Below are 12,204 nucleotides of genomic sequence, written 5' to 3' on the forward strand. Positions count from 1 at the left end.
GTGTAAAAGCCCTTTTGACGTGTCGGCTTATGCCACCCGGCGGCTGAACTCTGCGGATGCCTGACGCAGCGAAGACAGCTTGCCTTCGACACTCATGAAACCGCGCTCAAGCTGATCGATCTCCGACGCGACGACTTCGGTATCCTGACGAATGGCCGAAATGGTCGCCGACATGGAATCCGCTGCCAGCGCCGTTTCATCGACGGCGGCGGTGATCATCGTGACGGTTTGCGCCTGCGCATCCATGGCACTGCGGATGCGGTTCGCGGACATCTGCACTTCGTCCACGGTTTCGCGGATTCGCTGGTTGGTTTCGACCGACTGGCGCGTCGATGCCTGGATGGACCCGATCTTGTTGGCGATGTCGTCCGTGGCGCGCGCAGTCTGATTGGCCAGGCTCTTCACTTCCTGCGCCACCACGGCAAAGCCGCGACCCGCATCGCCCGCGCGTGCCGCTTCAATAGTGGCATTCAGCGCAAGGAGGTTGGTCTGCCCTGCGATATCGCGGATCAGGCCAAGGATGGATTCGATGGATTGCGCATGTTCGGACAAGGTGGTCGACATGGTGACCGCGTCGCCGGCCTGCGCATAAGCGCGCTGCGCCACTTCGGCAGCGCCTTCGACTTCGGCGCGCGCATCCTCGATCGCCCGGATCAGCCCGGCGGAGGTTTGGGCCGCTTCGCGCATGGCAAGCGCGGATTGCTCGGCGGCGGCGGCAACTTCCGATGCCTTGCCCAGCATTCCGCGCGTTGCTGCCGATGCATCCTTTGCCTGTTCGCGCAGACCGTCGCCCAGATGCGACGCGCCGTCGATTTCGGCAACGATGCGCTGTTCGAACAAAGTTGCGTTGCGCAGACGCTCGGTTTCTTCTTCCAGCGCAATGTCGATCGCCAGGACCGAACAGATCAATTCTGCTTCGATCATGGAAATACGTGTCAGGGCGCGATACAATGCGCGTGCCGGGCCTTCCGGGCCATTGCCTTGCGACGTGGCATCCCAAATTCCATCATGCACCACATCATTGGCGGCCACGATCGACACCAGAATGGTGCGGATGGAAATGCCATGCTTGCGAGCGTGCCGAACGCAGGACCGCGCCGAATCCGCCCAACGTTCACCTCCGAAATTCGATAGCTTTTCACGAATATAATGAGAGACTTCGCGACGTATCGCGCTGATCGACTCCGGCTTCAATACGGACCGCAGCGACGTATTGGCCATATAAGCATCGAAAAATGCCTGAGCGGCTGCTTCGCCATGATCGGGAAGAAGCGCGAAAATGGCAGCGGCATCGGATACCAATGTCCCTGCAGGATCGAACTCTTCCAACCGTTCCGGCATCGTCACATCGGCCTTTATTTGCAGCGTCATTGAAATGTGTGCCCTTTGCAGTCCCAAGCCAGTCTGATGCCTTCAGGTCTCTTCATAGGGTTAGTTGGTTAATCAACTCTTATCTTCGGGCAAAAATCCGATAGGAAATCTGCCATAAATCACTTGAATCGGCTTCATTTGAAAGATTTGGTGCGCTGCGGCCTGCTGCATTTGCACAGTGGAGAGGCGCGCGCTAAAGGGGCTGGGAATCATGCTGACCCAGGGGAGTGCAGACCGCATGGCGCGACCGCAAACTAGGCCTCTTTCGCCGCATCTGACTATCTGGAAATGGGGCCCGCATATGGCCTTGTCGATCCTTCACCGCGCCACGGGCGTCGGGTTGGCGGTCGTCGGTGCGCTTGGCCTCGTATGGTGGCTGACCGCGGCGGCATCGGGCGCGGAATATTATGCGTTCTTTCTGAAACAGGCGACGTCCTGGTACGGCTATGTCGTGATGATCGGCATTACCTGGGCTTTCTTTCAGCACATGTTTTCGGGCCTTCGCCATTTCGTTCTCGATATCGGCGCGGGCTATGAGCTTAAGACGAACAAGAGCTGGTCTCTGGTCGTGCCGGTTCTTTCGATATTCACCACCGCTGCGATCTGGCTCAGCATCTTCTCGGGGAAACTGTAATGGGTAGCGGAACGGGCATCGGTCGCGTTCGTGGCTTGGGCAGTGCCAAGTCGGGCACGCATCACTGGATCAATCAGCGGGTCACCGCCGTCGGCAATCTGCTGCTGGTGCTGTGGCTGATCATCAGCATTCTCCAGCTCCCGGCACTCGATTATGTCGCGGTAACGACATGGCTTGCCAAGAGCTGGGTCGCCGTACCGATGATGCTGATGATCGTCAGCGTCTTCTACCATCTGCGCCTCGGGCTGCAGGTCGTGGTCGAGGATTATGTGCATGAAGACGGCACGAAATTCGCGACCTTCCTGCTACTCAACTTCTACGCCATTGGTGGCGCGGCTCTGGGCATTTTCGCCATTGCCAAAATAGCCTTCACGGGAGCTGCTTCCTGATGTCGACCGACGCTTACAAGATCATCGACCACACTTACGACGCCGTCGTCGTGGGTGCCGGGGGTTCTGGCCTCCGCGCCACCATGGGCATTGCCGAAAGCGGCCTCAAAACCGCGTGCATCACCAAAGTGTTCCCGACGCGCAGCCACACCGTTGCGGCGCAGGGCGGCATTGCTGCCTCGCTCGGCAACAACACGCCGGATCACTGGACCTGGCACATGTACGACACCGTCAAGGGGTCCGACTGGCTCGGCGATCAGGACGCGATCGAATATATGGTCCGCGAAGCACCGGCTGCGGTGTATGAGCTGGAACATGCAGGCGTACCGTTCAGCCGCAACAAGGACGGCACCATCTATCAGCGGCCCTTTGGCGGCCACATGCAGAATATGGGCGCTGGCCCGCCGGTTCAGCGCACCGCGGCTGCTGCCGACCGCACCGGCCATGCCATGCTGCACGCGCTCTATCAGCAGAGCCTGAAATATGACGCGGACTTCTACGTTGAATATTTCGCCATCGACCTCATCATGGAAAATGGCGAATGCCGCGGCGTGATCGCGATCTGCATGGAAGACGGCTCGATCCATCGCTTCCGCGCACATAGCGTCGTGCTGGCGACCGGCGGCTACGGTCGCTGCTACTTCTCCGCGACGTCGGCGCATACCTGCACCGGCGACGGCGGCGGTATGGTGCTGCGCGCGGGCCTGCCTTTGCAGGACATGGAATTCGTGCAGTTCCATCCCACCGGCATCTACGGCGCAGGCGTCCTCATCACCGAAGGCGCGCGCGGCGAAGGCGGCTATCTGACCAACTCGCAAGGCGAGCGTTTCATGGAACGCTATGCCCCTTCCGCCAAGGATCTGGCGTCACGCGATGTCGTGTCACGCTCGATGGCGCTGGAAATCCGCGAAGGTCGCGGCGTCGGCAAGGAAGGGGATCACATCTTCCTTCACCTCGACCATATCGACCCGAAGATTCTGGCCGAACGCCTGCCCGGCATCACCGAAACCGGCAAGGTATTCGCGAACGTCGATCTTACCCGTCAGCCGCTGCCGGTGGTGCCGACCGTCCATTATAATATGGGGGGCATCCCCTGTAACTATCATGGCGAAGTCGTGACGCTGAAGGATGGCAATCCCGATGCGGTCGTCCCCGGCCTGTTCGCGGTCGGCGAAGCAGCCTGCGTGTCGGTGCATGGCGCCAATCGTCTGGGTTCCAACTCGCTGATCGATCTCGTCGTCTTCGGCCGCGCGACCGGTCATCGCATTTCGGACATCGTGAAGCCCGGCAGCGCCCACAAGGCTCTGCCCAGTGACAGCGCCGATCTGGCCCTCTCGCGCCTCGATCACTTCCGCAATGCAAAGGGCAGCACGCCTACCGCCAAGATCCGCCTCGAAATGCAGCGCACCATGCAGAAGCATGCCGCCGTGTTCCGCGACGATGCGCTAATGAGCGAAGGCGTCACGAAGCTGCAGAATGTCTACAAGAGCATGGAGGACGTTCAGGTGTCCGACCGCTCGCTGATCTGGAACACCGACCTCATCGAAACGATGGAGCTGGACAACCTCATCAGCCAGGCAAGCTGCACCATCGAAGGCGCGCTCAACCGCAAGGAAAGCCGCGGCGCGCACATGCACGAGGATTTCCCCAACCGCGACGACGCCAACTGGATGAAGCACACCATTTCGTGGTTCGACGGCTGGGGCGGCAAGGGCGGCAAGGTAACCCTCGATACGCGCCCCGTGCACGACTACACGCTGACGGACGAGATCGAGTACATCCAACCGAAAGCGCGGGTATATTGATGCCTAAGGGATAGCATGGCCGTTGCCACGCTATCCCTCCAAACCGCTATCGGAATAACGCTGCGGTGGTTTGTCTATTTGGCGAACATCTGCGCCAATATGCCCAGAAGCGCATCAAGTGTCGCTGCATCCACTTTCCCCATACGCTTGATCAGTCGTGTCTTGTCGACGGTCCGCATCTGGTCGGGCAGGATTAATCCCGTCTTGCCTTTAAATCGCACATCGATTCGAAAAGCGGCAGGACGACTGCCGGTCGTCATGGGTGAAACGATGGCCGTGCGCATATGATCGTTCATCTCGTCTGGTGAAACGATAACGCACGGGCGAGTCTTCTGAATTTCGCTGCCGACGGTTGGATCCAGCGCAGCCAGCCAAACCTCGCCCCGCTTTACCACGTCAAATCGGCATCATCGATATTGGCAAAGGCGTGCCAGCTTTCACTTTCGCTGTCCGCATGCGCTGCCACATCTGCAGCCGATTCTGCCCAGCCCGTGCGCGCAATGTCGGTCGGAGCAACAGGCGTAATGATCAGCTTGCCGTCCTGTACAAGCACATCCATTTTTGCACCGCTGGTCGCACCGATTTCCCGAAGCACCGATTGCGGCAGGATCATCCCTGTCGAATTTCCCATTTTACGAAGTGCTGTCTGCATGGCTTGTCTCCTTGAGCACGGATAGCACAGGAGGAAAGTTATAACAATGTTATAACTTCACGAGAGTGTTGCACCCTCATTCACGAGCCGCGCCAGCAACCCATCCAACAGCGCAGCACCCGCCGCATCGACGCGTAGCCCCATCTTGGTCCGCCGCCACAGCACATCGTCCGCCGTCCGCGCCCATTCCGCGCGCACCAGATAGCGCACTTCGGCTTCCGTCAGCCCGCCGCCGAAATCCTCGCCCAGCGCCGCCATAGTCTGCGCGTCGCCCAGCCATTCGAACGCACAGGTGCCATATGTCGCCAATATTCGCGCAACGCTATCGGATGACAGGAACGGATACCGCCCCGCAATCCGCGCCGTCAACGCCCCTCGCTCCGCCAGCGGGAAATCGCCACCGGGCAGCGCCGCGGTCGCCGTCCAGCTTTTGCCCTTCAACACAGGCATGAGCGGCGACAGCGCCTCCATCGCTTCCTCCGCCAACCGGCGATAAGTCGTAATCTTCCCACCAAAGATCGACAGCAAGGGCGCAGCACCCTCCGCAGCATCCAGCTTCAGCACATAATCGCGCGTCGCTTCCTGCGCAGCGCTGGCCCCGTCGTCCAGCAGGGGGCGGACGCCGCTATAGGTCCACACTACGTCGGCGGGCGTAATCGCCTTCGCAAAATACTCGCTTGCCGCGTTGCAGAGATAGGCGATTTCCTCGTCGCTTGCCTTGGCCGGAATGTCCGGGCTTTCATGGTCGCGGTCAGTGGTGCCGATCAGCGTCAGATCGCGCTCATAGGGGATGGCAAAGATGATGCGGCCATCGGCATTCTGGAAGATATAGCTGCGGTCATGGTCGAACAGCCGCTTCGTCACGATATGACTGCCGCGCACAAGCCGCACATTGGCGGGCCGTTCGGTATGAGATCGGTCGATCATCCGCACGACCCACGGGCCACCTGCATTCACCAGCGCGCGCGCCTTGAAATCCTGCGTCGTGCCATCGGCATTGCGCGTCTCGATGTGCCACCAATCGCCTTCGCGTCGGGCCTCGGTCACTTCGCACCGCGTCCGTATCTCCGCGCCGCGTGCCGCCGCATCGCGCGCGTTCAGCACCACCAGCCGCGCATCGTCGACCCAGCAATCGGAATATTCGAACGCCGTCGAATAACCCGGCTTCAGCGGCTTGCCCGCCGGATCAGCGCGCAGATCAATCGTGCGTGTGGCGGGCAACAACTTACGCCCACCGATATGGTCGTACAGGAACAACCCCAGCCGCAGCAGCCAGCGCGGGCGCAACCCGGGATGATGCGGCAGCACGAACCGCATCGGCCACGCAATATGCGGCGCAATCCCCAGCAGCCGCTCCCGCTCCATCAGCGATTCGCGCACCAGCTTGAACTCATAATGCTCCAGATAGCGCAGCCCGCCGTGGATGAGCTTGGTAGAGGCGGAGGAGGTGCCAGACGCCAGATCGTCGCGTTCCAGCAACAGCACCGATGCCCCGCGCCCAGCGGCATCGCGCGCAATGCCTGTCCCGTTGATACCCCCACCGATGACGCACAGGTCGTAGATCATATTGCCACCTTCACAGGATCAGCGCCGCGCCGAGCGACAGCGCAAACGCCACCAACGTCGCCGCGATCACCGGCGCAAAGCTGCGCCAGCCTTGCGTCAACAACACTGCCATCTGCGACTTCATCGCCGTCGCCGTGACCGAAACGAGTAATAGCGCTTTGGAAACCGTATGCGATACATCCACTGCCTGCGGCGGCAGGGGAATCGCCGTATTCACCCCGACGAGCACGAGGAAGCCCAGCACGAACCAGGGAATCTGGATGCGCTTCGCTGTGCCGTCCGCGCCCATGCCCTGATTGCGCAGCGCGATGGCCACGATGGCTAGCACGGGCGCCAGCAGCGTCACGCGCGTCAGCTTCACGATGGTCGCGACTTCGCCGGCGGTGCGGGAGAAGGAGAAGCCGCCGCCAATGGCCTGCGCCACGTCATGAATGGATGCGCCGATCAGGAACCCTGCCTGTCGGTCGGTCAGGCCCAGAAATTCGGCAATGGGCGGATAGAAGGACATGGCCAGTGCGCTCGCGACCGAAATGCCGACGAGGACGATGGTGAAACGCGCCTGATCGATGCGCTTCTCACCGATCAGGCTCCACAGCGCCAGCGCCGCCGAGGCGCCGCATATCGCGGTCGCACCGCCCGCCAGCAGGCCGAACATCACGTCCTGCTTGAACAGCTTGGCAACGACGATGCCGGTCAGCATCACCAGCGCCATTATCCCGATGAGCGCTGCAAAGGCTCCGATGCCAAGCGACCCGATCTGCGCGAAGGTAATCTGCGCACCGACCAGCACGATCCCGATCCGCAACAGCGTATGCGATGCGAAGGTTAGGCCAGGAATCAGTTTCGGTTCGGCGCTGACGAAACTCAATGATAAGCCGATGAGCAAACCCATCAATACAATCGGCGCGCCATAATGGTCGCTCAGCCAAGCTGCGGCGAGCGAGGCAACGATCGCCATGGCAAGACCGGGGACGCGCGTCTGCCACCGCTGGGGCGGCTGTCGGGTGTCGACCAGCAAGTCGCCATAAAGGTCTGCGGCCATGACGGTGTTTCTGTCTTGCGCTGTCATATTGCCTGTGCCTATAGTTGCCGCTGGCCATCTGCAACCGAAAAAGCGATGCAGGCAAGCATCATATCGGCGTTGGCGAAGGAGAGGCGATGTTACACGAAAAGGCCGAGCCGGCAGCCGCAGGCACCGCAACCGACGATGGGCAGGTCGCCACTGGCAAGACGCTGCGCTATGGCCTCGTCGCGCTGATCTTCTTTGCAACCGCCCTCAATTATGTCGATCGGCAAGTGCTCGCGCTGCTGAAACCCATGCTGGAAGCCGAATTTGGCTGGTCCGATCAGCAATTCGCGCATCTTGGTTCCTCGTTCCAGATTTCCGCCGCCCTCGCCTTGCTGGGGGTTGGCTGGTTCGTAGACCGCTTCGGCGTACGCTTCGCTTATGGCGCGGCGGTCGCGCTATGGAGCCTCGCGGGCATGGGCCATGCGATCGCGATGACTGTCCAGCAGTTCGTCGCCGCACGCATCACGCTGGCTGTCGCGGAATCGGTCAACACGCCCGCCGCGATCAAGGCCGCAGCGACCTATCTGCCGCTCAAGGAGCGCTCTTTAGGTATCGGCCTCATCAACACCGCGCCCAATATCGGCGCCATCGTCACCCCGCTGCTGATCCCGCCCTTCGCGCTCGCCTTCGGTTGGCAGGCAGCTTTTCTGGTGACCGGCGGCCTGGGTTTCATCTGGCTTGCCTTCTGGATCGTCGGCACACGCAAACTCAAACCGGTCACGAGCAACGTAAAAAGCGCCAGCGCAGTAAAGGGTGTCCGCTGGGGCGATCTCCTGTCCGACCGGCGCAGTTGGGCCGTCATTGGCGCAAAGGCGTTCACCGACCTGGTCTGGTGGTTCATGCTCTTCTGGATGCCCGATTTCTTCGCGCGGCAATTTGGCATGGCGCAGGGGACGCTCGGCTATCCCATCGCGCTGATCTACGTCCTGGCGGCCATCGGCGCGATCAGCAGCGGCGCGTTGTTCCCGATCCTCCTGTCGCGCGGCTTTTCCGTCAACGGCGCGCGTAAGCTGTCGATGTTCCTGTTTGCGCTGATGATCCTGCCCGCGCCTCTGGCGCTCTATGCGGGCAGCCCGTGGACCGCCGCGCTGCTGATCGGCATGGCCTTGTTCGCGCATCAGGGTTTCTCGACCAACATCTTCGGCATGACCGCCGATATCGTGCCCACGGCGCGGGTTGCCAGCGTGATCGCCATGGGCGCGGTCGCAGGCAATCTCAGCGGTACAGCGATGATCGAATTTGCCGGATGGTCATTGACGACAGGGGTTGGATATTGGCCAATGTTCGCCATTTGCGCTGCGGCCTATCTGGTCGCGCTGGTCTGGATACACCTGCTTGTCCCAAAACTGGAACCGGTGACCGCCTGACCGCTACGGAACAATACTGGCCTTCCATGCGTCCTACCTTTCAGCAGCCACCTGTGGCCGCATCGTTTTAGGGAGTTGGATCATGGGTATTATTATTCTTATTATCGTCGGTGGCATCATCGGTTGGCTGGCCAGCATGGTCATGCGCACCGATGGGCAGCAGGGCATTTTCCTGAACATCGTCGTCGGCATCGTCGGCGCGGTCATCGCCGGTTTCGTGGTCTCGCCCCTGCTCGGCATCGCGCCGATCACCAGCGGCAATTATGACATTGCGGCACTGCTGGTTTCGTTCGTCGGCGCCGTCATCCTGCTGGCGGTCGTGAACCTCGTTCGTCGCGGTTCGGTGCGTTAATCTAACGCTCCAGCACTACATTTGGAAAGGGCGGCCATTGTGCCGCCCTTTTTCATGCCATCAATTGATGGATGGCGATGCCGCTCAGAATTGCCGACGCGCCTGCGGATACGCCGCAGAGCATATAGCCGACATACTGCACCATCGGTGGATGAGGCTGCTGCTTCGCCCGGTTCCGGCCCGCGGAGGTCAGGACAAAGCTGGCAAGGACGCCATAGGTCAGGGCAGCAAACTCGATCATACAGTCTCCGCAACGCTATCGGTTGAGGGTTAAGTACGTTGCAAAAGCTAATGCAATCTCACCGCTTGGCCCATTTGCGGCGAACCGAATGAAAAATATGCCTGATCGTGGAACCTTTTGCGAATGGCGTGGCCAAAAAAAAGGCTGGCGACCCGTGCAGTGGTCGCCAGCCCGTATCGCCGGGGCGCATGCCTGAATAATTTCCTCAGGAAATCGTGATAACAAACAAGCGTCGCGCCCCGGAGAAGAGTGTTCCTTATTTCTCGCTGCCGAAATTCACCTTTGCGGTGACGCCGAAATAGCGGTCGGCTTCGCGCGGAATGATGAAGCGGTACGAACCGCCCGGTCCGCCCGACACGATGGATGAGGCAAAGCTCTGGTCGAGCAGGTTCTTGACCTGAGCGCGAACGCTCCAGCCATTGTCCTGCGCCACCAGGCCCGCGCTTACATCGACGATGCCATAGCCCTTGACTGTCGTTGCCGCGCGCACGGCGGCATTGGGGCTCAATTCATACAACTGGCTCGACTGATAGCTGCCCTGCGCACCCAGTTCGATATTGGCGAAACCGCCCGTTTCGATCTTGTACGTCGCGCCCAGCGAGCCCTTCCACTTGGGCGCATTGGACAGGCGAGTGCCATTGGGCACGCGCTGCGATTCGGTTGCGCCGGGGGGCAGGCGGAATTCATCGACCTTCGCATCGGTATAGGCCAAACCACCGCTCAGGGTGAAAGCCCGCGAAGGCTGATACACCATGTCGAGTTCGACGCCGCGGGTCGATACCGTGCCTGCGTTGGTCAGGCGGGTAACGACTACGCCCGCAACCAGATCCGGGTTGTTCGCCTGATAGTTGTTATATTTGGCGTAGAACCCGGTGAGGTTCAGGATTAGGCGATTGCCGAACAGGCTGTTCTTCAGGCCGACTTCATAGGCGTCGACCGTTTCCGGTGCGATGACACCCGCGCCGGATGTGTTGAGGTTGAAGAACAGGTTATACGCCGGACCCTTGTAGCCGCGCGTGTAGCTGGCGTAGCCCATCGTATCGTCGGTGATGTCATATTGCAGGGCCGCTTTGCCCGACCAGTTGTCGTTGACGACTTTCAGGTTCACCGGCTGACCATTGGAAACGCCGCCACCTGCGCCGTTATTGTAGACGCCCGCGTCAAAATTGCCGTTCACGCCTGCACCGGCCAAGCGCGTGGTGCGCAGGATATTGCCGTCAAGCTGATCCGCCGTGTAGCGGATGCCGCCGATGGCGCGGAAGCGATCGGAGACATTGAGCGTGACCTGACCGAAGGCGGCCATGTTGGTGAAGACCGAACCGTAATCGGTGGTGCCGAAAGGATTGGTGAAGGTAAAACCGCCGCCGGTCGTGCACGGCACCAAACCGGACACAGGGGTCGTGGCGCTGCACGTGATGACGTCACGCGTGAACTGGCGCTGCGATTCCGCACGCGAGTAATACAGACCGGCGACATATTCGAAGAAATTGCCGGTCGGCGACGACAGGCGCAATTCCTGGCTAAATGTCTTGGACGTCTGCGGCCCGATGTCGTGCAACTGGTTGAGACCGACATAGGGACGATCCAGCCAGTCACCATCGCGGATTTCGGTGTTGTCCCAATTGCGATAGGCAGTGATCGAAGTGATGATCTGGTTGCCCAGTTCGGCATCGATCTGCATCGACACGCCCCAGCTTTCTTCCTTCGTCTGCGTCAGCAGGTTCTGGTTCACCCGGCGCGTTTCATCGCCCGAGATGTTGGTGCCCGACAGTGCGGCTGCTGCTGCATTGGTTGGCACCGTGCCGATGACTTCGGCGCAGCAATCGTCGTTCGCCTTGCGCCAGTCACCGCGCAGGATGACCGTGACCGCATCCGACAGATCGGCTTCGATCGCGCCGCGCACGCCGTAATGCTTGTACCCGTTGACCTTGCGATCCAGCGCGATGTTGCGCAGATTGCCGTCATATTCGCTGTAGAAGCCCGTGAAGCGCGAACGCACATTGTCGCCCAGCGGAATGTTGATGGTGGCACGCGCGCGATATTCGCTTGCATCGAAATAGCTGGCTTCGGCAGTGCCGCCCAGCGTGTCTTCCGGCCGCTTCGATACCATGCTGACCACGCCAGCCGATGCGTTCTTGCCGAACAGCGTGCCCTGCGGTCCGCGCAGCACTTCGACCCGGTCGATATCGACCAGATCGCCGAAGCCTTCACCCGCACGGCTCAGGACAACGCCGTCGATCACGGCAGCGACGGATGGCTCGGCAGCGATGGAGAAGTTGATCGTGCCGACACCGCGCAGGAACAGCGCCTGGTTGAGGCTGGTGCCCGACTTGCGGAAGTTGAGGCTGGGGACGAGATATTGTGCGTTTTCAAGGTTCACGCCGCCCTGAGCCGCAATCGCGTCGCCGCCGATCACCGAAACGGACAGCGGTACGTTCTGAAGATTTTCCTCACGCTTCTGCGCAGTCACGACGATATCGATGCCGCCGGTATCTTCCTCGGCAGCCTGAACCGGCGCGGTTTCTTGCGCGAATGCGGGCTGGCAAAGCGCTGCAGCACTGACGCCTGCCAGCGCTGTCAGAAAAACAGCGCGAATATGCGGAATGGAGTTAGAGCGCTTCATGGGATCCTCCCGTTATGATGATTTTGGTACAAACCCTGCATTTAACTGAAGGTTTGGAGGGGTAATAAGGGCGATAAGGCAGGATTGTCAATCTTGATCGCAAAGACAGCTTGTGGCATTGTCCATCGCTGTCAT

At 60.5% G+C, this 12,204-nt stretch carries 12 protein-coding genes; 5 read left to right on the forward strand and 7 right to left on the reverse strand.

The window, feature by feature from the left end:
* Positions 1-27: 27 nt before the first annotated feature.
* On the reverse strand, positions 28-1,371 hold the full coding sequence (locus LQ220_RS24860; protein ID WP_290369006.1) for a methyl-accepting chemotaxis protein: 1,344 nt from the start codon (positions 1,369-1,371) through the stop codon (positions 28-30).
* Between the two features lie 238 nt (positions 1,372-1,609).
* On the opposite strand from LQ220_RS24860, the gene sdhC reads away from it, so the two are divergent.
* Genes sdhC through sdhA form a run of 3 tightly spaced genes read left to right on the forward strand, consistent with a single transcriptional unit; the run spans position 1,610 to position 4,199 of the window.
* A complete protein-coding gene (gene sdhC / locus LQ220_RS02675) occupies positions 1,610-2,005 on the forward strand; it encodes a succinate dehydrogenase, cytochrome b556 subunit (RefSeq protein ID WP_230186720.1) in 396 nt (131 codons plus the stop codon).
* Positions 2,005-2,394, forward strand: coding sequence for a succinate dehydrogenase, hydrophobic membrane anchor protein (gene sdhD / locus LQ220_RS02680; RefSeq protein WP_230186721.1), 390 nt, complete (start codon positions 2,005-2,007; stop codon positions 2,392-2,394). Before sdhC ends, sdhD begins: the two co-directional genes overlap by 1 nt.
* Positions 2,394-4,199 (forward strand): succinate dehydrogenase flavoprotein subunit, encoded by a 1,806-nt coding sequence (gene sdhA / locus LQ220_RS02685; RefSeq protein WP_230186722.1) that lies wholly within the window; start codon positions 2,394-2,396, stop codon positions 4,197-4,199. Before sdhD ends, sdhA begins: the two co-directional genes overlap by 1 nt.
* A gap of 74 nt (positions 4,200-4,273) precedes the next feature.
* Here sdhA and LQ220_RS02690 read toward each other — a convergent pair whose 3' ends face one another.
* Genes LQ220_RS02690 through LQ220_RS02705 form a run of 4 tightly spaced genes read right to left on the reverse strand, consistent with a single transcriptional unit; the run spans position 4,274 to position 7,486 of the window.
* Positions 4,274-4,594, reverse strand: coding sequence for a type II toxin-antitoxin system PemK/MazF family toxin (locus LQ220_RS02690; protein WP_230186723.1), 321 nt, complete (start codon positions 4,592-4,594; stop codon positions 4,274-4,276).
* Positions 4,588-4,851 (reverse strand): hypothetical protein, encoded by a 264-nt coding sequence (locus LQ220_RS02695; protein WP_230186724.1) that lies wholly within the window; start codon positions 4,849-4,851, stop codon positions 4,588-4,590. Before LQ220_RS02695 ends, LQ220_RS02690 begins: the two co-directional genes overlap by 7 nt.
* A gap of 57 nt (positions 4,852-4,908) precedes the next feature.
* Entirely contained in the window at positions 4,909-6,417 is a 1,509-nt protein-coding gene (locus LQ220_RS02700; protein ID WP_230186725.1) for a glycerol-3-phosphate dehydrogenase, read from the reverse strand.
* Positions 6,418-6,427: 10 nt separating this feature from the next.
* Positions 6,428-7,486 (reverse strand): putative sulfate exporter family transporter, encoded by a 1,059-nt coding sequence (locus LQ220_RS02705; RefSeq protein ID WP_230186726.1) that lies wholly within the window; start codon positions 7,484-7,486, stop codon positions 6,428-6,430.
* Between the two features lie 89 nt (positions 7,487-7,575).
* Between LQ220_RS02705 and LQ220_RS02710 the strand changes: the two genes are divergently transcribed.
* On the forward strand, positions 7,576-8,853 hold the full coding sequence (locus LQ220_RS02710) for an MFS transporter (RefSeq protein WP_230186727.1): 1,278 nt from the start codon (positions 7,576-7,578) through the stop codon (positions 8,851-8,853).
* An 82-nt stretch (positions 8,854-8,935) separates the two neighbouring features.
* A complete protein-coding gene (locus LQ220_RS02715; protein WP_230186728.1) occupies positions 8,936-9,205 on the forward strand; it encodes a GlsB/YeaQ/YmgE family stress response membrane protein in 270 nt (89 codons plus the stop codon).
* A 52-nt stretch (positions 9,206-9,257) separates the two neighbouring features.
* Here the strand turns inward: LQ220_RS02715 and LQ220_RS02720 are convergent, their stop codons facing one another.
* Both LQ220_RS02720 and LQ220_RS02725 read right to left on the reverse strand, forming a co-directional pair.
* Positions 9,258-9,446 (reverse strand): hypothetical protein, encoded by a 189-nt coding sequence (locus LQ220_RS02720; RefSeq protein WP_230186729.1) that lies wholly within the window; start codon positions 9,444-9,446, stop codon positions 9,258-9,260.
* Positions 9,447-9,702: 256 nt separating this feature from the next.
* On the reverse strand, positions 9,703-12,069 hold the full coding sequence (locus tag LQ220_RS02725; RefSeq protein WP_230186730.1) for a TonB-dependent receptor: 2,367 nt from the start codon (positions 12,067-12,069) through the stop codon (positions 9,703-9,705).
* Positions 12,070-12,204: the final 135 nt, after the last annotated feature.

The organism is Sphingobium sp. CECT 9361 (assembly GCF_918741285.1).
GTDB lineage: Bacteria > Pseudomonadota > Alphaproteobacteria > Sphingomonadales > Sphingomonadaceae > Sphingobium.

Bases quoted from the DNA above. Each gene is read 5' to 3' on its own strand.
- LQ220_RS24860 (WP_290369006.1), bottom strand. From the start codon at position 1,371: ATGACGCTGCAAATAAAGGCCGATGTGACGATGCCGGAACGGTTGGAA.
- sdhC (WP_230186720.1), top strand. From the start codon at position 1,610: ATGGCGCGACCGCAAACTAGGCCTCTTTCGCCGCATCTGACTATCTGG.
- sdhD (WP_230186721.1), top strand. From the start codon at position 2,005: ATGGGTAGCGGAACGGGCATCGGTCGCGTTCGTGGCTTGGGCAGTGCC.
- sdhA (WP_230186722.1), top strand. From the start codon at position 2,394: ATGTCGACCGACGCTTACAAGATCATCGACCACACTTACGACGCCGTC.
- LQ220_RS02695 (WP_230186724.1), bottom strand. From the start codon at position 4,851: ATGCAGACAGCACTTCGTAAAATGGGAAATTCGACAGGGATGATCCTG.
- LQ220_RS02700 (WP_230186725.1), bottom strand. From the start codon at position 6,417: ATGATCTACGACCTGTGCGTCATCGGTGGGGGTATCAACGGGACAGGC.
- LQ220_RS02705 (WP_230186726.1), bottom strand. From the start codon at position 7,486: ATGACAGCGCAAGACAGAAACACCGTCATGGCCGCAGACCTTTATGGC.
- LQ220_RS02710 (WP_230186727.1), top strand. From the start codon at position 7,576: ATGTTACACGAAAAGGCCGAGCCGGCAGCCGCAGGCACCGCAACCGAC.
- LQ220_RS02715 (WP_230186728.1), top strand. From the start codon at position 8,936: ATGGGTATTATTATTCTTATTATCGTCGGTGGCATCATCGGTTGGCTG.
- LQ220_RS02720 (WP_230186729.1), bottom strand. From the start codon at position 9,446: ATGATCGAGTTTGCTGCCCTGACCTATGGCGTCCTTGCCAGCTTTGTC.
- LQ220_RS02725 (WP_230186730.1), bottom strand. From the start codon at position 12,069: ATGAAGCGCTCTAACTCCATTCCGCATATTCGCGCTGTTTTTCTGACA.